The following is a 19,912-nucleotide window of genomic DNA, read 5'->3' as shown; positions in this document are numbered from 1 at the left end:
TGTCGAATGGTATAATAAGGATACTTTTGGGAGAATGGAGACATGCGCATGGACAGTATGACGAAGATGTGGGTATCGTTAATAGGAATCGGCCTCATGGCATTTTCTGCGATTATCGTTGCTTTCGCTCGTCATAAGACGAAAGGCTGGATTCGAGGCGTACTGACCTTTGTGGCGTTTATCATGCTGATGGTAGGCGCTTTGTATGGACTAATATCAATGTTTTAAGGAGTGAACTCATGGCTAGACTTCGTTTAATGGGAAGAACGCAGGAGCAAACGATGGTTACACCTGTTGGGAGCACGCTCCTTAATGCCGCTCTTCAGTTAAAGGTTGATTGGAATTATAATTGTTCAAGAGGCACTTGTGCCCGCTGTAGATGTCAGGTGCTTGAGGGCGCTGAACATTTGAATGAGATTACCGATGCCGAATGGAATCGAATGGACGAGGAAGAATTCGAGGAAGGCTATCGTTTAAGCTGCCAAGCAGTGATTGAATCTACTGGCGATATTTATGCGGTGCATCGGCCATATTTTAGATCATGGCTTGCCCGCGGGTAATGATGGAAATTGCAGAGTATTGGAGTCAGAATAATGAGTACAACCCCGTTAAATGAAACGCTAACTAGTGCCTTGCAGAAGCTTAAAGCAATAGATCCTCCTTCAACAACTTGGCTGCTTGGAGGCAGCTGCGCATTATTGCTGCAAAGGGTGGCGCTGGATAAAGAACCGCAAGATATCGATATATATGCGAATGAAGAAGATGCGATTAGGCTGCAGGAACAATGGGAGCAGTGGTCAATGGATCAGTCAGAATGGAATGAGACATCGATGTACCGCTCCTTGCTCAGCCATTATCAGATCGGTGCTGCCACAGTCGAACTTGTGGGTGAATTCCATGTGCGGACAAGCTGGTGCAGCTACCATACAACGGTCCGTGACGGACTGGATCAACACGCCATTTTGTGGAAGGAAGAGGGCATGGAGATTCGGTTGATGCCGCTGTCCCATGAGCTTGTGTTTAATCTGCTGCGTGAGCGTGAGGATCGATTCCTGCCCATTGCCAAAGCCATGGAGGCAGAGCCAGAGAAGCATCAGCGTGCAATTGCATATGTGCTCGGCTGCTGCGAACCTGTCGAGACGATCAAGGACAGACTCCATGAGCTTATTCCAGGCTGCATGAAAGGATTGGCACGATGACGCGTATTCGATTTATGCCAGATGACAAGTGGGTTACGGCAAGGGGCGGCCAAAGTGTGCTTGATGCTGCACGTCTAGCGCGTGTTCCTATCCGAACACGGTGTCAGGGACGCGCAGCTTGCCTGATGTGCAAAGTACATATTGAAGGAGAAGGAATAGAACCGCCTTCGAAGCAAGAACGCTTGAAGCTTGGGGTTCAGGAGAAGAATGGGCTTCGTCTGGCCTGCCAGGCACGGGTTGGCCGCGATAGTGGAGCGGACATTACGGTGAGCGTGCCTGAGGATCGGCTGAAAGCCATTATTCGTCAGAAGTTATTGGAACAAGAGGATGACTCGTTATGGTAGCTTGAGATTGTCGGGAGGGAGAGCCAGATCGTGAAGCCAAGACATGGTTGGACTGCCGTTGTCATTGTTCTCATGTGCGCGCTGCTGCAAGGCTGCTTGTATCCGAAGGAGCAGCGAAAAGAGAATCTAAGCTCGGCTAAAGATGGGATTGTGCTTGTACAGCATGCGGTAGATGATTATCAGCGCAAGACAGGTCTGCTGCCGCTCATTACGGCAGATGAGACCGTCTCTCGTTATGAGAAGTTTGAAATCGACTTTCAGGAGCTGCAGGCAAAGGATGTATTGAATACAATCCCTCGTGATGCGTTTGAAAGCGGCGGAATGAATCGATATTTGATTCTTGATGAAGAGACGAATCCGACCGTTCGAGTCATGGACCTGAAGACTGCTCAACGAGCAAATGATCTAGAGAGAAAGATCAAGCAGTACCAGCAGCAGAATGGGAAGCTCCCCCTCGGTGAACGGCGATATGAGGGTTATTATGAGATTGATCTGGCTGCAATTAAAGCAAATGAGAAGCCTATTAGAAGTCCTTACAGCGGCGAGGAGCTTTCTTTTATGCTCAATGAGCAGGGACAAGTGTTTGCAGACTACGCTCGTGATCTTATGCAGGCTATTGAACAGTCTCAGATACAACCGCAGGAGACAGATGAGGATCTTAGACCGATCTTAATTGAACAAGGCCTATACTCGCCCGTGAAGTCAACCGCTTATCGCTGGATTGGTGAGAAGCCAGTTCCTGTACCCTAGAGGCTAGTACATGCATTTAGGATTAGTTCCATGCATACAGGATCGTAGAATGAGGCTGATTGAGGAGCTTGATTCATGAACTCGAATATGCTACATTATCATAAATTCACGATTGAACGAATGGAATACTGTGACATGCGCAATGACGAGAAGAGTAGCGATGAGCTGACCTGTACAGAGAACCCCGTTAGCTGAGAAGGGGGAGGTTGGTGAACACGTGAACCAAGCCTCTGAGCGGCACATCGGATCCGTAGGTGATGGTGTGACAGGAGCTCCTGTTATAGAGCTAGGGTATAATCACAGCACTAGCTGTGCCGTACCTGATAAGGTGGATATGGCAACATATCGATAAATTAGGGGTGGCAACACGAGAATCTCGTCCCCAAGACAATACGTCTTGGGGACGAGATTTTTTATTTTATACGAAGGAGGAATAGACAATGAAAGAAGACATTCAAGCTACTCACCCTCATGCCTTTTATACGATGATAAAGGAGGATTGTGAGCATCAGGTGTTTCATCGGCCGATATGCACACGATTCCCCCCAGAACCCAATGGATATCTTCATATTGGCAGTGCGTATGCGATCCATATGAATGCAAGCTTAGCCAAGGTCTTTGACGGAGAATTCCATCTCCGATTTGATGATACGAATCCGCTAAAGGAAGATGAGGCCTTTGTTCAGGCGATCCTTCAAGATATTCGTTGGCTGGGATATGATCCCGGACCCCACATTTACTATGGCTCAGATTATGCGGAGACGATCTATGAAGCGGCCCTTAAGCTGATTGAACGTGGCGCTGCGTATGTATGTGATCTGAGCGCAGAGGATACAGCGATATACCGAGGAACATTAACGGAAAGCGGGAAGGAAAGTCCGTATCGCAACCGCTCGGTCGAGGAGAACAGACAGCGGTTTGAAGCAATGCGCGCCGGGCAATATGCATCAGGCGCGTGTGTGTTGAGAGCGAAGATTGATATGGCAAGTGCGAATATGAATATGCGCGATCCGATATTGTTCCGGATTATACATGCCAGCCATTACCGAACTGGGGACAGCTGGTGCATCTATTCGATGTATGACTTTGCCCATCCGATTCAAGATTGGATCGAAGGCGTTACACACTCATTATGCTCCATCGAATTCAAGGATCATCGTCCCTTGTATGAGTGGGTGCAAGAGCAGCTGGAGTTGGCTGAACCCTCACGACAAAGGGAATTCGGCAGGCTGTACCTTCAAGACAGCGTCACAAGCAAACGCTATTTGCGTCAACTTGTCGAGCGTGGCGATGTAGATGGCTGGGATGACCCAAGGCTCGCGACAGTCATGGGGATGCGAAGAAGAGGCTATCAAGCCTCGCATATACGTCAATGGGTGGCGGAGATCGGGCTGATTCGACATGAGTCCGTTGTTGATCTTCATACATTGGACCATATCACTCGCGCTGATTTGCAAGGCAGCACCAAAGGGTACATGACCATCCTTGATCCGATCAAACTCATCATCACGAATAGGGATCAGCACGAGACGGAGTGGTTGGACATTCCCTTTCATACCGAACATGATGTGTTTGGCAGTCGGGCCATGCCTTTTACACGGGAGCTGTTTATTGAGAGGGAAGACTTTATGGAAGTCCCGGAGCAAGGCTATCGCCGCTTAACGCTAGGAGGCGAAGTGCGGTTAAAAGGCGCATATTATGTTCACTGCCATCATGTGGTTAAGGATGAGCTTACAGGGAATATCCTGGAGCTGCATTGCACATATGATCCGAAGACGAAGAGCGGGTCAGGCTTTCAAGGCAGAAAAGTCAAGGGAACCATTCACTGGGTGGCTGCTAGCGATGCGGTGCCGCTAGAGGTGCGACTCTATCATTCCTTGCTGCGTTCAGACGCCAAGTTCAATGAGAAAGAGCCGGACTGGAGTATGCTTCTTAATCCTCATTCGCTTGTCACTTATAAGAACGCTATAGCAGAAGGCTCTCTATCCCGAGTGGAGTCCGGCGAGCGGGTACAATTCGTACGCCACGGTTATTTTATCGAAGACATGAAGGATTCCTCGTCAGAGCGAAAGGTATACAACCGTATTGTTGCTCTCAAAGACTCGTGGAAGAAATAGCGCGTATTGCGCATACTTTCTCCAATCCCTCATATACCTAGCTAGGAAGGAAAAAAGCGGGCTGATTCCTTTTATGCGAAATATTTTTGTGCTGAGCGTCATATTCTCGTGAATCTCTAAATAAGATGATACTAGTCCAAGAGCATGTACGAGTTGCGTCGCAATGCCCATGTACGACGTTCTAGCTCGGCGGCGAACACTGGCGACAACGGCAACAGCTCAAATCTAGCAACGGTGCCAATCGTTTCTGATGGACGGTGGCGGCGTTCGTCGCAACACAAGGTCCGTCGGGAATTAATTGAGGAGGGGATATCATTTGGAGAAAGTAGACATTTTTAAGGACATAGCCGAGCGTACCGGCGGGGATATTTACCTCGGGGTCGTTGGTGCGGTCCGCACGGGGAAGTCGACATTCATTAAACGCTTCATGGAAACCGTCGTATTGCCTAATATTACAAACGAATCAGACCGCATACGTGCAGTCGATGAGCTGCCGCAAAGCGCAGCAGGCAAGACCATCATGACGACGGAACCCAAATTCGTACCGAATAACGCGGTGCAGATTAAGGTTGATGAAGGTCTTGAAGTGAATGTAAGACTGGTTGATTGTGTAGGCTATGCCGTCGAAGGCGCCAAGGGATATGAAGACGAGAATGGGCCAAGAATGATCAGCACACCTTGGTTTGAAGACCCAATTCCTTTCCAGGAAGCTGCTGAGATTGGCACACGCAAGGTCATTCAAGAGCACTCCACTTTGGGTGTTGTGGTTACAACGGATGGTACGATTGCTGAGATTCCTCGCCACTCATACGTCTCCTCAGAAGAGCGTGTGGTTGAAGAACTAAAGCAGGTAGGAAAGCCGTTCATTATGATCATCAACTCCACCCGCCCGAAGAGTGAAGAGACGCAGGCGCTTCGTAATGAGCTTCAAACCAAGTACGATATTCCAGTGCTCGCACTGAGCGCGGCCAGCATGAATGAGGATGATGTGATGGGGGTTCTTCGTGAGGTGCTCTACGAATTCCCTGTTCACGAAGTCAACGTCAACCTGCCGAGTTGGGTGATGGTGCTTCAAGAGCAGCACTGGCTCCGCAGCTCCTATGAGAATTCAGTGCGTGATACGGTAAAGGATATTCGCAGACTTCGCGATGTTGATCGCGTCGTGCAGCAGTTCTTAGAATATGAATTCATTAACCGCGCAGGACTTAGCGGTATGAATATGGGCCAAGGTGTCGCTGAGATTGATCTGTATGCGCCTGATGAGCTCTACGATCAGATCTTGATGGAGGTCGTCGGCGTCGAGATTCGCGGCAAAGACCATCTGCTTCAGCTCATGCAGGAATTCTCGCATGCGAAGCGTGAATATGACCGCTTTGCAGAGGCGCTGGAGATGGTGAAGACAACAGGCTACGGCATCGCTGCACCTACGCTCGCTGAGATGGCTCTTGATGAGCCAGAGCTTATTCGTCAGGGCTCGCGCTTTGGCGTTCGTCTGAAGGCTACAGCACCATCGATCCACATGATACGTGTCGATGTAGAATCAGAGTTTGCACCGATTATTGGCACTGAGAAGCAAAGTGAAGAGCTGATGCGCTATCTGATGCAGGACTTCGAGAATGATCCAACGAAGATCTGGGAGTCGGATATCTTCGGACGATCCCTTCATTCCATTGTGCGTGAAGGAATATCAGGCAAGATTGCCATGATGCCGGATAACGCTCGCTATAAACTGCAGGAAACCCTTGGACGTATTATCAATGAAGGATCTGGCGGTCTTATCGCCATCATCCTCTAGAAGCAAACAGGAGTTCATTTCATTGGTGCCATCCAATGTGTGAACTCTTTTTGCTATTGGTTCTGTTTCCTTGTATTGTTGATTATTGATGACGATAATACCGCCCAATGAGAGGCGGTTATTGATCGCATGCTATCTAACCGTTTTGAAGGTGCTGCATGATTTGTTTTTCGTGATGCTGGTCATGATTAATAAACATTTCTTTTAGAAAGGCTTCTAGTGTATACGCGCTATTATGGAATTGTGTGATGAATGCTTTTTCAGAAACCAAGTGCAGTGTTAATATCAATTGTTTGCGTTGCAAGATTGCTTCCTGTAATAAATCATGCGGTTTCATTTTTCTACCGAAAGCAACAGATGCTTCGTTAAATGCCTGCACATCGTGATGTTCTTCTAGTTCTACTTCTTCATTATGGATAATCTGATTAAGGGTCTTCATAACGTTTTTGTCCCAGCCCATAATATGACTGATAATGTCCCGAATGGACCATGTGCCAATGATTTGTTTGCAAAGTACATCATCAGAGTAAGGGGTCAAATTGGAAATAAAAACAGTCAATTTATCTAAGTCTCGACAGACATCAGTAATCGTCGCCACATTACATTCCTCCAATATCATTTTGACAATTCGTATAGGCTAATGGAATAGGTCTTCCAAAGGTCCAAGGCATCAGCTGGCCAATTCCATTTCTTTAAATTCATCGATTAATCATCTCCGATCAAGATGCCACGCTTATTATAGAACGTATGTTCGATAAAATCAATGATCAATAACATGGTTTAACCTAGCTTTGCTGTTTAAGAATGGGAGCGAGCGATGAAACTGGGCGTTCGTTGTGTCCTGTCACCAAGAGTCTGATTCGGCGTGCTTTTTTGCGTGTGAGGTCTGTACAGAAGCGTAATTTCGGTTATGATAAAGTTAGGGATACAGAGATTGTAAAAGTAGAGTACATAAGAAATGAGGTTCAACAAGATGGAACTGCATATTCAAGAAGCAAATATGACCAAGAACGCAGATCAATCGCTGCAGGGGAATGTGGTGTTCCGTTTGGAAGGCTATCAATTCCCGTATGAGATTTCTTTCTTTAGCAAGAAGGGGAGAGACTGGGACTACAGCCTTCACTTCACGTCTGAATCGGGCGATGAAGAGGAATTCCTGAAGCTTGATCAGCGGTTAACGGATGATGATGATTTGTTTGATGCACTGCTTGATGCAGCGCTTGAGCAGGAGTCCGAACAATAACATAATTTATGGCTCATGCCATGATCACAAGACAGAGGAAGCGGGATGAATATGGTCCTGGCGCCTCTGTTTTTTTATTGGAATGCGCCTTTTATAGCTTGTTTTTCCATTTAATGCGTTTTATTCGACATTTGATTAAAAAATTCAGCATAAATTTAACAAAACCGATTTACATACTAGGAATTAGTCGTTATATTATTGTCTATGAACGTGAGGAAAAACTTGGATGGACGTTCAACAAGAAGAAAAGGATTACGGGCGGAGAACAAAGTGATGACACAAATTGCGCACGGTAAAAAGAGAAAGGCCATAATCCTGACGATGCTGCTGATGCTCGCCATGCTTGTGAGTGCTTGCGGCGTCAAGACTGTCGGCAGCTCCGAGCCTGCTGGATCAGGATCGGGAAAGGTTGAGCCGGTAACGGAAACATCGGCAGATCAAGCTTCAGATCTTAAAGGCAAGAAGATCGCCTTAGTGATGGAGTTCAATTCAGGCACATTCTCCCAACAGTACTTGGCAGGCGTAAAGGAGGAAGTGGAGCGCTTTGGCGGCGAGCTGACAACCTTTGTAGCAGAAACGGACAAGTCCAAGATGGCTTCGCAGCTTGAGATGGCCGTGAACCAGAAATTCGACGGCATCCTGACTGACCATGGTGACGCAGCTACGTTAACGGCTGGCATGAACAAGGCCAAAGAGGCGAACATTCCAGTGGTTGCCTTTGATGCCTTAGTTGAGATCCCAGGCATTACAGTCATCGAGCAAGGGGACCAGAAGATGGCGGAGATGACGTTGGAGCAGCTCGCGAAGGATGCAGGGGGCAAAGGGAATATCGTTAAGATCTGGACAGCAGGTTTTGCACCGATGGAGCGACGTCAGGTTGCCTATGAGCAATTTTTGAATACATATCCAGACATTAAGGAAATTGCAGCCTTTGGAAGTGTATCGAATAGTACAGCACTTGATACACAAGCCAAAATGGAAGCAATTCTTAAGCAATATCCGAAGGAAGGCGAGATCACAGCGGTATGGGCATCCTATGATGAATTTGCCAAGGGTGCGGCGCGTGCGATCCAACAAGCGGGACGTACGGATATCAAGATCTACGGAATTGACATGAGTGATGAGGATTTGCAAATGCTGCAGAACCCTGCAAGTCCGTGGGTGGCTAGTGCCGCTGTAGATCCAAAGGATATCGGACGCATTCAAGTTCGCTATTTGTTCCAGAAGCTGCATGGCGACCAGACCGAGGACAAGGTTATTCTTGAGCCTGTCTATGTGCATCGTGATCAGCTGCCTGCCGATAAGCAAATCTCTACAGATGAGCTTGGAGAGTATGTAAAGGGCTGGGGCGGCAGCACACAAGGCGAGCAGGATTGGATGAGCGAATACAGCAAGTAATGGGTGAACAAGGTGGGAGTGATGATGAACATGAGCAAACCAGACCATACAGCCTCCAAATCCTCTGCAGCTCAAACTAAGGAGTCTCTACACTCAACGGGAAGTGCGGCTACACGCATTTCCCGTTCCTTGCTTCGTATGGAGGGAATTGAAAAAGCCTTTAGCGGCGTTAAAGCCTTGAAGCAAGTGGATTTTGAAGCGCGAGGGGGAGAAATCCATGCTCTATTAGGGGCGAATGGAGCGGGCAAGAGCACCTTGATGAAAATCTTATCAGGAGCCTATCCGCTGGATCGCGGGGAGATCAAGCTTCATGGGGAACGCCTTGAGATCAAGACGCCTACAGATGCGAAGCGACTGGGTATCCATTGCGTATATCAGGAAGTCGATACAGCCTTAGTGCCGCAGCTTAGCGTCGCTGAAAATATTATGCTCGATCGAATGGCAGATGCGAAGCAGCGCCTATGGGTGAATCCCTCTTCCATTCAACGAATGGCGCAGCAAGCCTGTGATCAGCTAGGGGTACACCTCCCTCTCTCTCATGTTGTGGAACGGTTAAGTCTAGCAGAGAAACAGATGGTGCTTATTGCACGAACATTAATCGAAGAGGCCAAGGTGGTTGTCTTTGATGAGCCTACTGCGCCGTTAAGCCAGCAGGAAACTGAAGTGCTGTTTCGGGTAATGCGAAGAATGCGCGATCAAGGGTTTATCGTTATCTTTATATCGCATCGGCTCCCTGAAGTGTTTGGAGAATGTGATCGCTTGACCGTAATGAGGGACGGCCAGCATGTCTTTACCTCCGAAGTTGCAGATACAAACCCAGATGAGGTTATCAAAGAGATGCTTGGTGAGCCGTTCCAAGAGCAATTTCCGCCTAGGACGTCAAACATCCATGATGTTCTGCTGGAAGCCAAAGGCCTTCATGCTGGAACTAAAGTCCGAGGAGTGGATTTAGAGGTTCGAGCAGGAGAAATTGTTGGCATTGTCGGGCTCGTTGGAGCGGGAAAGTCTGAATGCGCAAGGCTATTGTCCGGTGCAGACCCTATGCAGGCCGGAGAAGTGCGTGTTAGAGGCATCAAGCTGAACATGAAGGATCCTGCGGATGCTTTATTAGCAGGTATTGCCCATATTCCTGAGGAGCGCAGAAAAGAAGGAGTCTTTGTACAGGAATCCGTGAGAACCAATATCACGCTCCCCATCTTAAATAAACTGACCCGCATCGGCTTTTTGAATCGCAAACAAGAGACATCAATCGCTGAGCGTGTTATCGAGCAATTCGGGATCAAGACGGCTTCTCGTGAGACCGAGGTTGCCTACTTGAGCGGGGGCAATCAGCAGAAGGTGTCCATTGGAAAATGGGTGGGAAGCGACGCTGTCATTTATATTTTCGATGAACCGACAAAGGGTGTGGATGTCGGAGCGAAGCGGGATATTTTTCGAATTATAGGAGATCTTGCATCTCAGCAAAAAGCCATTCTTTACTTTACGAGTGAGCTTGGCGAGGCCATAGGCATTGCAGATCGAGTGATTGTCATGTGCGATGGGCAATTCGTAAAGGAATTTGGCCGCAATGAAGTAACGCAAGAGCAATTGCTGTTCTATGCAAGCGCAGGGCGGGAGGAATAACCTACATGGAAACAAGCTATAGAGATAAGTTATTGCAATTTGCATTTCGTTATGGGGCGATTATCGTCATCCTAGGGGTATTTGCCTTCTTTGCGATCAAGCTGGAATATTTCTTTTCCGGCTCCAATATCGCTGATATTTTAAGATCAATATCGATTGTGACGTTTATAGCGATTGGAGTCACCTTTTCCCTCATCGTGGACGGCTTTGATCTGTCTGTTGGCTCAACGGTATCGCTGACAACAGTGGTGACAGCCTCCCTGATGGTTTGGTATGAGATGCCGCTGTTTATCGTCATTATCGTTCCGCTTTTGATCGGTGCTTGCGTTGGCCTTATCAACTCCTTTTTTATTGTAAGGTTCAAGATTCCAGATTTGCTGGCTACGTTAGCCGTCATGTATATCGTGGCAGGCATACATAAAACATACACGAAGGGCTACTCCATTTATAACAATATGCAGATGACTGATGGCACGAAAGCGCCTGGCGTTATGTCCAATGCTTTTTTGACGATAGGGCAAGGGGAATTCTATGTAGGGAACTTCACGGTTCCTATTCCCGTCATACTCATGCTGCTTGCCGTTGCTGCTGCGCATATATTTTTGGCCTACACGCGTTTTGGCAGACAGATGTACATGACTGGCGGCAATGAAGAAGCTGCGCGCTTATCAGGCATTAAGGTGAAGCGGGTACGGACATGGGCTTATGTGCTGTCTGGCATATGTGCAGCTGTAGGAGGCATCCTGTTTGCTTCACGAGTCGGCACAGGGCAGATAGATGCAGGAGCGCCGCTCCTGATGGAGGCGGTTGCGGCGGTATTTGTCGGATTCTCTGTGTTTGGCGCAGGCAAGCCGAACGTGCTCGGCACCTTTATCGGTTCTGTGCTGATCGGAGTGCTGGTTAATGGACTGACGATGATGAACTTGCAGTACTACACGCATGACATCATAAAAGGAACTGTGCTCATCTTGGCGTTAGCGGTTACCTTCTATGTCGTAAAGAAGCGCCGCGCCGCATAATTGGATGAATTTTCTTGCAATTCGAATCTCCATATATTACTATAAATCTGTTGTCATGGCAAAAAGGCCTATAAATTGCGAGATTCTGCGGTTTGTAAGGTATAAAGTATAGGATTTCCGTGCAAGAATGGGAGCATAGGCATATTTCAATTGGGAGGTGAGCTTAAGATGAACAAATCTGAATTGATTACTGAGGTTTCTGAGACGACTGAACTTTCGAAGAAGGACGTAACGAAAGTGGTGGATGCCGTATTTGATGCGATTTCCAATGCCCTTCAGACCGGTGATAAGGTTCAGCTAGTAGGATTCGGTAACTTTGAAGTTCGTGAGCGTTCTGCTCGCAAAGGACGTAACCCTCAAACGGGTGAAGAGATCGAGATTCCTGCAAGCAAAGTGCCTGCTTTCAAGCCAGGTAAAGCTTTGAAAGACGGGATTAACTAATCATATATGACATCAATATTCAAGCCGTGGCATCGTATTGTCACGGCTTGATTCTATGAAGGATTCGATGCTCACATGATTAGGCAATGACCACAAGGTCAATGATCCGAAACGCAAGCCGCCAGAACAGTTGACAAGCCCTTGGCAAGCATTCATGATTAAGATATGGACAGACATGCTGAATGTTTGCAGAACGGCATGTACGCTAGAGGAGGATACAGCGTTATGGAACAGAATCAGAATGATTATATTGTGGTCAAAGCGAAAGAACAAGGGGTACAAGTTATCGGATTGACGCGTGGACAAGATACCCGTTTTCATCATATGGAGAAGCTTGATAAGAATGAGGTGCTCATCGCACAGTTCACCGATCATACTTCTGCCGTGAAAGTAAGAGGAAAAGCAGTCATTATGACAAAGCATGGAGTCATTCATACCGATAAGGATGAATAATGCAGGCATAGCCTGCTTTTTTTCGTTGTAGAATGAGGTATGGACATCCTTGCATCCGACGAGACTAATCTTAGATGCGAGGGAAATGCTTGAGAGGTGAATCTGCTTGAAGAAGCTTCGTTTATTCCTCCTTTCCATCCTTATGACACTTACGTTGACTGCAGGCTTAGGCGCTTTGGCGTCGCTTGATGGACGCGAACGCGACAAAGGCGGTGATCTGCCCGTGTTTACTCCCGATCGTTCGGTTAAGCAATTGCAAGAGGAACTGCTTGTCGATCAATTGCAAAGCGCTAATCATTCTTTGCCGATATCACGTGTACACTTTAACCAAGACGGAAGCTTGATTCTGGATGTGAAGGTGGCTGCCTCCATTATGAATCCAGCGCTCTTGTATGAAGAGATGGCGCACTGGCTGAACTTCAGCTTCCATGAGATGAACAATGTGAACAGGCTGGAGCTTCGCATGGTCATTGATGATCGCAAAGCGCACAAGAAGCAAATTCTGCTTGGGCTTGATGCGCTGAAGGAGCAGGCCACCATGGAGCGCATTCTTGAAATGAAACAAGCGGATGCTCGATTGTCAGAAGAGACAGAGCAAGCGCTTCGCATGACGTACACATCGATCTGGCACAAGATATTTGACCCAAAACTGTCATCATTTCCTTAAAAAACTGGGAGAGTATGGATATTGATGGGTAAGAAATGTTGTCCGCATGAATATAACCTATGCTATAATGATTTAGATCACGACATCCGATAGGATGACAGCACTCGGAGGCATTTTACATGAAGGGTTACCGTATACCGCAACTTGTACATTTCTATGCGTCGCATGATATGATTCAAGCGCACACAAAGCTGCCTGAATTGGCTAGTGCCAGGGTGGGTCTTTTGTGTGCTTTTATGAGTCGGAGCCATCAAGCGAAGCTAGGCCGGCTGCCTGAGATCGTGACATCTCTTGTTCAGCTAGCTCTCGATACTCATGATACGGTCGAGCTTGCAAGTGAGCATGGAGATGATCGCAATATGCGTTCGAGACAATTGAAGGTGCTTGCGGGAGACTATTTTAGCAGCCGATTCTATCACCTTCTTGCGCAAGCTGGACAGATTGATGCGATCTATCTGTTAAGTCGCGCGGTATGCGAAGTGAATCGCATGAAGATGACGATGGTGGATAAGATGAAGCAGTTTAAGATGACTGCAGAATCCTATATGCTGGAGCGCACGAAGCTGAAGCAATGTGTGTTTCAAGCGTGGGATACGGGAATGCGCGCCCAAGATGCTGAATTGTGGGGGAAGGCGCTGCATGATCTGTCTCATCTTGAGGTCGTAGAGCAAGAGATCAAGAAAACAGAATCACACTCATCCTTTGATGGAAGCTACGCCTATTGGCGCATTCTGCAGGAGGGAACATCAGAAGAACAGGCTCTCTTGAAGGATCGAGCATGGGATGAGAGCATATGGAAGGAACTTATTACGAAGTATCAAGTTCAATCCGCACTAGAAAGCATGCTGGAGCAGGCGAGCAAGCAAGTGGGGGACGTATTGAATCAATGCAAGCGTCAGCTTCAACTAGATGTTGAAGTGATTGAGAATGAAGTGCCGAGCCTGTCCACTTAGAAGCTGCTTAGCGCGGATAGATTAGAACCTTCCATTATCATAAGGCAAGGCGATTAATAGGGGGAAGGGTGACGTAAATTGAATACACAATCGCCAAAGACCGGGAAGCAAAAGGAGCAGTACGTTCACTCTGTATTCGAAAGTATTGCGCCGAAGTATGACATTATGAATGACATCATGAGCTTCCGCAGACATAAGGCATGGCGAAAATTCACCATGAGCAAGATGAACATGCAAGTCGGGCAGAATGCGCTGGATTTGTGCTGCGGCACTTGCGACTGGACGATTCAGATGGCTGAAAAAAGCAAGACCGGTCAACTGACGGGGCTTGATTTCAGCCCGCATATGCTCCAGTATGGGCAGCAAAAGATCGATAAGCTAGGACTCGCAAAGCAAATTCGCTTGATAGAAGGCAATGCGATGGATCTGCCTTTTGAAGATAATACCTTCGATTATGTGACGATAGGCTTTGGTCTTCGCAATGTACCTGATTATATGCAGGTCCTTCGAGAAATGAGAAGAGTGGTGAAGCCGGGCGGCAAGGTTGTATGCTTGGAATTGTCCAAGCCTACTTGGCAGCCATTCAAGGGCATTTATTATTTCTATTTCCAACGGTTGCTTCCGATGCTTGGCAAGTGGGTCGCGAAGCGATACGATCAGTATAAATGGCTACCGGAATCATTAGCTTCATTCCCTGACCATAAAGAGCTTAAGCAGATGTTCGTTGATGCGGGATTAGTAAATGTGGATGCTTACCCGCTGACGGGAGGAATCGCTGCTCTGCACATCGGAACAAAGGGGAATGAACATGTTTAAAAAGGTTAAAATTTTTCTTGAGATGATTAAGATCGAGCATACGCTGTTTGCCCTTCCTTTTGCCTTTATGGGGGCTCTAGTTGGCTCAATGGTTGAAAAGGGCCATCTGCCGTCCTGGGCCCAGATCGGTTGGGTGCTTGTTGCGATGATAGGTGCTAGAAGCGCAGCAATGGCCCTTAATCGTCTCATAGATGCAGCGATTGATGCGAAGAATCCTCGCACAGCCAATCGCGCTATTCCTGCGGGTCTTTTGAAGGCAGGAGAAGTCATTCTTTTCACAGGGGTGTCCTTTGGACTTCTAATACTAGCGGCGTGGATGCTTGAGCCATTATCCTTCTATTTACTTCCGATCGCCGTGTTTATGCTTGTTTTTTATTCATTTACAAAGCGCTTTACTTGGCTGTGCCATGTAATCTTAGGGTTCACAATTGCACTAGCTCCATTAGGCGGCTGGGTTGCGGTCACGAATGTGATTGACTGGCCAGCCATTATTTTCTTTATTACCGTCGCTTGCTGGACTACAGGCTTTGATGTCGTGTATGCCTGCCAAGATTATGAGTTTGACAAGAAGGAAGGTCTGCACTCTATTCCTGTGCGCTTTGGCATTCCGGGTGCTTTGAAGATTGCAAGAGGGTTTCATATTGTAACCATGCTTGGATTCGTACTGCTCATCTGGCTTACTAATCTGAGCTGGATCTATATTCTTGGTGTTGTGATTGCGTGTGGTCTCTTAATCTATGAGCATCTGATTGTAAAGCCTAATGACCTGACACGTCTGAATACGGCATTCTTTACCATGAATGGAACGCTCAGCATGGTTGTCTTCTTCTTCACTTTATTTGACATGGTGGTGTTGGGCTGATGAACGAGAAAGAGCGTTGGGTTGTAGGCATAACTGGGGCGAGCGGAGCCATATATGGCGTTCGCCTTGTTCAATCTCTGCTGGACGCAGGGCATTTTGTTCATCTGCTGATTACGGAAGCCGGATGGCGGGTATTGAAGGAAGAGTTGGACTGGCAAGCGACGAAGCGTCAAGATGCGATTATAGAAGCTTTTGGGGCTGAGGCTGCCATTCAAGTTCACCCGATTGCTGATATCGGTGCAACCATTGCGAGCGGATCATTTCGCGTGCAAGGCATGATCATTATGCCTTGCTCGATGGGGACGCTCTCCTCGATTGCCCATGGGGCATCGGACAATCTGATGGCAAGAGCAGCTGACGTGATGATGAAGGAAGGACGTCCGCTTGTTCTCGTACCTAGAGAGACGCCAATGCATGCCATACATCTAGAGAATATGCTGAAGCTGTCGAAGATGGGTGTGAAGCTTATTCCGGCGATGCCGGCGTTCTATCATAAGCCGAAAACGCTAGATGATATCGTGAATTTCCTCGTTGGGAAAGTATTGGATAGTCTCGATATTGATCATCAACTGTTTACACGGTGGGGGGATTCGAATGAATCATGAACAACAGCATGAGCAAGAAAAAGAAACAATTCGAATCGGGCGCATTAACTATACGAATGTGTGGCCTATGTTCTATCACTTCAATCCCAAGCTCCAAACGGCTCGGGTTGAGATGATTCCAGCAGTGCCGGCCACCTTGAACAAAGCGATGAAGGAAGGTTCGATTGATATGGGACCTATCTCCTCCTTTGCTTATGGCGTATCCAGCGACAGCTATGCACTATTCCCGGATCTGTCTGTTAGTGCCAAGGGCAAGGTGAATTCGATCCTTCTCTTCCTGAAGAAGCCGCTCAGTGAAGTGCTGCATGGGAAGATTGCTTTGACGACTACTTCGGCAACGTCGATTAACTTGCTGAAGATCATTGTGGCAAAGCGTTACCAAGCGTCACCTGAGTATCTGTCGATGGAGCCTGTGCTGGAACAGATGATGGCAGCAGCCGATGGAGCGCTGTTAATCGGCGACCATGCCATTCGCGCTTACTGGGACAATGTGCAGAATCCGAAGTATGAGGTTATGGATCTGTGCGAGAGCTGGCATGACTGGACTGGTGAATGGATGACCTTTGCTGTGTGGGCGGTTCGCAAAGATATTGTGGAGCGCTGCCCTGTAGAGATTAGAGAGATTGTTGATGCGTTTGAGGCAAGCAAGCAGTTGAGCATTGCGAATCCTGAATCCCTTGTGCAAGAGGCTGTGAAGCAGATTGGGGGTACAGCACAATATTGGCGCTATTATTTCGCTGGCCTTAATCACGATTTTGGTTCAGCACAGCAGCGAGGATTGCAGCTTTATTTTGAATATGCCTATGAATTAGGATTAATCGATCATGAGGTACGTCTTGACATTTGGTCGGAAAATACGGTTGGTTAGGTGAAAGCATGAAACTGTGGGACATTTACGCAACAATGAAATCGGATGTCTCGTTTATTGAGCGTGAGTTGGAGAGAACGATTGTTTCTGATCATGAACTGTTGAACGAGACTTCCCTGCATCTTTTAAAGTCAGGAGGCAAGCGGATACGGCCTGTATTCGTCTTGCTTGCTGGCAAATTCGGTACATACGATTTGGAACAACTTAAGCGGGTTGCGGTCCCATTGGAACTTATTCATATGGCTTCGCTCGTACATGATGATGTCATCGATGATGCCAATACACGGCGAGGCAACTTGACGGTAAAGTCGAAATGGGACAATCGCATTGCGATGTATACCGGCGATTACATTTATGGGAAAGCTTTGATGCTCATAACGGAGCTTAAGAATCCGTCCATCCATCAAATCCTGTCTAAAGCCATGGTGCAGATGTGCTTAGGCGAGATGGAGCAGATTCGGGATTTCTTCAACACGGAGCAATCGGTTCGTCAGTATTTGCTTCGCATTCGCAGAAAGACTGCGCTTCTGATTGCGATCAGCTGTCAGCTTGGCGCATTAGCAGCGGGCGCGAGTGCCAAGGTCAGCCAAGCTCTGTATCGATATGGCTACAATGTCGGAATGACCTTCCAAATTCGAGACGATGTTCTGGATCTCATAGGAACAGAGGCTCAATTAGGCAAGCCGCCTGGCAATGATATTAAGCAGGGGAATATTACGCTTCCTGTTCTGTATGCTCTACAGGAGCCGAAGCTTCGCGAACCACTCCTTGCTCACATTCATCATATTCGGGAGCGAAATGGCGAAACTGATGTGACAGAAGCGCTGGAGCTTATTCGTGGAAGCCAAGGCATTCGCACAGCAGAGGAACTGGCGAATCGATATCTGGACAAGGCGCTCGAAGCCTTGAAGGCGCTGCCTAACCAGCGTGCGAAGAAAAGCCTAAAGGACATTGCACATTTTATTGCGAATCGTTCTCATTGACCATCGTTCATTGCACAAGGCCACTTGGCCAAGATAACCTCTTAGACAAGGTCGATGAATCGCCAATTTATCGAGTGAGAAGGATGAACTCATCTGATGCTGAGTTCATTTTCTTTTCTGAGCGTCAAACTTTTGCGTGTACGAACATGAAAAATTTGGTATAATGCTTGTGTTATAGGACATAACCATCTTATCAAGGAGTGAACGTATGGAACGCACATTCATCATGGTAAAGCCAGACGGCGTGCAGCGCGGTCTTATCGGTGAAATTGTAACTCGCTTTGAGCGAAAAGGTCTAAAGCTGATTGGCGGTAAATTCATGCTCGTTTCTCGTGAACAGGCTGAGTTTCACTACGCTGAACACAAGGAAAAGCCATTCTTTGGTGAATTGGTGGATTTTATTACGTCAGGACCTGTATTTGCGATGGTATGGGAAGGTGATGATGTCATCACGCTGTCACGTACTGTTATTGGCAAGACAAAGGTAACAGACGCTGTACCTGGCACCATCCGTGGAGACTTTGCATCACATACGAATTTTAACCTTGTGCATGGCTCGGACTCTGTGGAAAGTGCGGAGCGTGAGATTGGCAATATGTTTATTGAACAGGAATTGGTTCGCTTTGATCGTTCCATTGAGCCTTGGCTGTAAGCTGAGGGCTGTTTGTTCAACACCTTGACATTTGTAAGAGCTTTCATGATATAACGCATAAGGAATGAACACGGCGGATGTAACATTCGACCGTGTTTTTTTCGATATATATAGTAAGCTATTTTAGTTAGGATCGTGGATTGAAGGTGAGGAGAAACCATGTTGGATCGACAAGAAAAAGATAGAAGGCCTAAGCCGGCACTCGAACTGCCGACGGAGCTTCCTTCTGGCATTATCACGTATACAGAAGAAGAGACAAGAGATTACGTTGCCTTTATTGAGCGCATTAAGAAAAAAAGCGGTATTGATCTAGCGCAATACAAGGAAGCGCAAATGCGCAGACGCTTGAACACGTTACGCATGAAGCTTGGCTTCGAGACCTTCGCAGCGTTTGCAGATGCGATGAATAAGGACGTTCAGATTTACCACGAATTTCTCGATCGAATGACGATAAATGTGTCCGAATTCTGGAGAAATCCGAGCCGCTGGCATACGCTTAAGGATCAGATCATTCCAGAGCTTCTCAAGGACTCTAAACGGTTAAAGTGCTGGAGTGCAGCCTGCTCTACGGGCGAGGAGCCTTATAGTCTTGCGATGATTCTAGATGACGCTGGGCTGTTAACGCAATCTACGATTATCGCTACAGATATTGATGATAATGTACTGGCAAGAGCGAAGGAGGGACTTTACTTGGAGCGTTCCTTCAAGGATGTTCCTCCTCCGTTCAAGACTCGCTATGCATCCCAATCAGGGGAGATGCTTCGCATACAAGATCAGCTGAAGCGAGGCATTCAATTCCGCAAGCACAATCTGCTTACGGATGCTTTTGATACACAGCATGACCTGATTATTTGCAGAAATGTGATGATATACTTCACGGAAGAAGCGAAGCAGGAATTATATATGCGATTCTCGCAGGCGCTGAGGCCAGGAGGTGTGCTGTTTGTAGGCAGCACCGAGCAAATCTTCAATCCCTCCCAGTACAACCTAGAATCTCTGGAGACTTTTTTCTATCGGAAGAAGTAAGGGGAGTATAGAATCTAGCGAAAGACGAATACTAGGGGTATCGGGATTCGTTCTTGAAAAAGGAGGGGGAGCCTTAGGACGACCGATGAGTTGACATC

Annotated in this window: 23 protein-coding genes; 22 read left to right on the top strand and 1 reads right to left on the bottom strand. The window is 47.4% G+C overall.

Annotation, left to right across the window (positions count from 1 at the left end; all coding sequences use genetic code 11):
- Window positions 1–48 precede the first annotated feature (48 nt).
- The 7 genes from B9Y93_RS07615 to spoIVA all read left to right on the top strand — a co-directional run bounded on the left by B9Y93_RS07615 (window position 49) and on the right by spoIVA (window position 6,205).
- The gene (locus B9Y93_RS07615; RefSeq protein WP_085494015.1) at window positions 49–228 is read left to right on the top strand and encodes a DUF2768 family protein; all 180 of its coding nucleotides are present in this window, start codon (window positions 49–51) and stop codon (window positions 226–228) included.
- An 11-nt stretch (window positions 229–239) separates the two neighbouring features.
- Window positions 240–560, top strand: coding sequence for a 2Fe-2S iron-sulfur cluster-binding protein (locus tag B9Y93_RS07610; protein WP_085493691.1), 321 nt, complete (start codon window positions 240–242; stop codon window positions 558–560).
- 33 nt (window positions 561–593) lie between these two features.
- Entirely contained in the window at window positions 594–1,199 is a 606-nt protein-coding gene (locus tag B9Y93_RS07605; protein WP_085493690.1) for a nucleotidyltransferase family protein, read from the top strand.
- The gene (locus tag B9Y93_RS07600) at window positions 1,196–1,543 is read left to right on the top strand and encodes a 2Fe-2S iron-sulfur cluster-binding protein (RefSeq protein ID WP_085493689.1); all 348 of its coding nucleotides are present in this window, start codon (window positions 1,196–1,198) and stop codon (window positions 1,541–1,543) included. The genes B9Y93_RS07605 and B9Y93_RS07600 overlap by 4 nt, the downstream gene beginning before the upstream one ends.
- A gap of 30 nt (window positions 1,544–1,573) precedes the next feature.
- Complete coding sequence (locus tag B9Y93_RS07595) at window positions 1,574–2,293, top strand: hypothetical protein (RefSeq protein ID WP_244903309.1); 720 nt, start codon at window positions 1,574–1,576, stop codon at window positions 2,291–2,293.
- A gap of 440 nt (window positions 2,294–2,733) precedes the next feature.
- Window positions 2,734–4,410 carry a glutamine--tRNA ligase/YqeY domain fusion protein gene (locus B9Y93_RS07590; protein ID WP_085493688.1) on the top strand — a complete coding sequence of 559 codons (1,677 nt, stop codon included), beginning with the start codon at window positions 2,734–2,736 and terminating at the stop codon, window positions 4,408–4,410.
- A gap of 316 nt (window positions 4,411–4,726) precedes the next feature.
- Window positions 4,727–6,205, top strand: coding sequence for a stage IV sporulation protein A (gene spoIVA / locus B9Y93_RS07585; protein ID WP_085493687.1), 1,479 nt, complete (start codon window positions 4,727–4,729; stop codon window positions 6,203–6,205).
- Between the two features lie 136 nt (window positions 6,206–6,341).
- On the opposite strand, the gene B9Y93_RS07580 is transcribed toward spoIVA, so the two are convergent.
- On the bottom strand, window positions 6,342–6,803 hold the full coding sequence (locus tag B9Y93_RS07580) for a DinB family protein (protein ID WP_085493686.1): 462 nt from the start codon (window positions 6,801–6,803) through the stop codon (window positions 6,342–6,344).
- Between the two features lie 375 nt (window positions 6,804–7,178).
- On the opposite strand from B9Y93_RS07580, the gene B9Y93_RS07575 reads away from it, so the two are divergent.
- The 15 genes from B9Y93_RS07575 to B9Y93_RS07500 all read left to right on the top strand — a co-directional run bounded on the left by B9Y93_RS07575 (window position 7,179) and on the right by B9Y93_RS07500 (window position 19,814).
- Window positions 7,179–7,448: a hypothetical protein gene (locus B9Y93_RS07575; protein WP_085493685.1), complete on the top strand. Its 270-nt coding sequence runs from the start codon at window positions 7,179–7,181 to the stop codon at window positions 7,446–7,448.
- A 273-nt stretch (window positions 7,449–7,721) separates the two neighbouring features.
- Complete coding sequence (locus B9Y93_RS07565; RefSeq protein WP_085493683.1) at window positions 7,722–8,846, top strand: sugar ABC transporter substrate-binding protein; 1,125 nt, start codon at window positions 7,722–7,724, stop codon at window positions 8,844–8,846.
- Between the two features lie 30 nt (window positions 8,847–8,876).
- Window positions 8,877–10,469 (top strand): sugar ABC transporter ATP-binding protein, encoded by a 1,593-nt coding sequence (locus B9Y93_RS07560; protein ID WP_342351851.1) that lies wholly within the window; start codon window positions 8,877–8,879, stop codon window positions 10,467–10,469.
- A gap of 5 nt (window positions 10,470–10,474) precedes the next feature.
- On the top strand, window positions 10,475–11,488 hold the full coding sequence (locus B9Y93_RS07555) for an ABC transporter permease (protein WP_085493682.1): 1,014 nt from the start codon (window positions 10,475–10,477) through the stop codon (window positions 11,486–11,488).
- Between the two features lie 168 nt (window positions 11,489–11,656).
- Window positions 11,657–11,929: an HU family DNA-binding protein gene (locus B9Y93_RS07550; protein ID WP_085493681.1), complete on the top strand. Its 273-nt coding sequence runs from the start codon at window positions 11,657–11,659 to the stop codon at window positions 11,927–11,929.
- A gap of 225 nt (window positions 11,930–12,154) precedes the next feature.
- Window positions 12,155–12,382 carry a trp RNA-binding attenuation protein MtrB gene (gene mtrB, locus B9Y93_RS07545; RefSeq protein WP_085493680.1) on the top strand — a complete coding sequence of 76 codons (228 nt, stop codon included), beginning with the start codon at window positions 12,155–12,157 and terminating at the stop codon, window positions 12,380–12,382.
- Between the two features lie 106 nt (window positions 12,383–12,488).
- On the top strand, window positions 12,489–13,049 hold the full coding sequence (locus tag B9Y93_RS07540; protein ID WP_085493679.1) for a hypothetical protein: 561 nt from the start codon (window positions 12,489–12,491) through the stop codon (window positions 13,047–13,049).
- A 119-nt stretch (window positions 13,050–13,168) separates the two neighbouring features.
- The gene (locus B9Y93_RS07535; protein ID WP_085493678.1) at window positions 13,169–14,002 is read left to right on the top strand and encodes a heptaprenyl diphosphate synthase component 1; all 834 of its coding nucleotides are present in this window, start codon (window positions 13,169–13,171) and stop codon (window positions 14,000–14,002) included.
- A gap of 78 nt (window positions 14,003–14,080) precedes the next feature.
- On the top strand, window positions 14,081–14,818 hold the full coding sequence (locus B9Y93_RS07530) for a demethylmenaquinone methyltransferase (protein ID WP_085493677.1): 738 nt from the start codon (window positions 14,081–14,083) through the stop codon (window positions 14,816–14,818).
- Window positions 14,811–15,680: a UbiA-like polyprenyltransferase gene (locus B9Y93_RS07525; protein ID WP_085493676.1), complete on the top strand. Its 870-nt coding sequence runs from the start codon at window positions 14,811–14,813 to the stop codon at window positions 15,678–15,680. The genes B9Y93_RS07530 and B9Y93_RS07525 overlap by 8 nt, the downstream gene beginning before the upstream one ends.
- Window positions 15,680–16,285 (top strand): UbiX family flavin prenyltransferase, encoded by a 606-nt coding sequence (locus B9Y93_RS07520; RefSeq protein WP_085493675.1) that lies wholly within the window; start codon window positions 15,680–15,682, stop codon window positions 16,283–16,285. Before B9Y93_RS07525 ends, B9Y93_RS07520 begins: the two co-directional genes overlap by 1 nt.
- Window positions 16,275–17,153, top strand: coding sequence for a menaquinone biosynthetic enzyme MqnA/MqnD family protein (locus tag B9Y93_RS07515; RefSeq protein ID WP_085493674.1), 879 nt, complete (start codon window positions 16,275–16,277; stop codon window positions 17,151–17,153). Before B9Y93_RS07520 ends, B9Y93_RS07515 begins: the two co-directional genes overlap by 11 nt.
- 8 nt (window positions 17,154–17,161) lie before the next feature.
- Window positions 17,162–18,136: a heptaprenyl diphosphate synthase component II gene (gene hepT, locus B9Y93_RS07510; protein WP_085493673.1), complete on the top strand. Its 975-nt coding sequence runs from the start codon at window positions 17,162–17,164 to the stop codon at window positions 18,134–18,136.
- A 208-nt stretch (window positions 18,137–18,344) separates the two neighbouring features.
- Window positions 18,345–18,788, top strand: a complete 444-nt coding sequence (gene ndk / locus B9Y93_RS07505; protein WP_085493672.1) for a nucleoside-diphosphate kinase — start codon at window positions 18,345–18,347, stop codon at window positions 18,786–18,788.
- A gap of 159 nt (window positions 18,789–18,947) precedes the next feature.
- Window positions 18,948–19,814 (top strand): CheR family methyltransferase, encoded by an 867-nt coding sequence (locus tag B9Y93_RS07500; RefSeq protein ID WP_085493671.1) that lies wholly within the window; start codon window positions 18,948–18,950, stop codon window positions 19,812–19,814.
- The last annotated feature ends 98 nt before the right edge of the window (window positions 19,815–19,912 follow it).

This window comes from Paenibacillus aquistagni (assembly GCF_900177815.1).
GTDB lineage: Bacteria > Bacillota > Bacilli > Paenibacillales > Paenibacillaceae > Paenibacillus_B > Paenibacillus_B aquistagni.
Note: the sequence above shows the minus strand (reverse complement) of the source record. Positions and strands in the feature narration are given on the sequence as shown.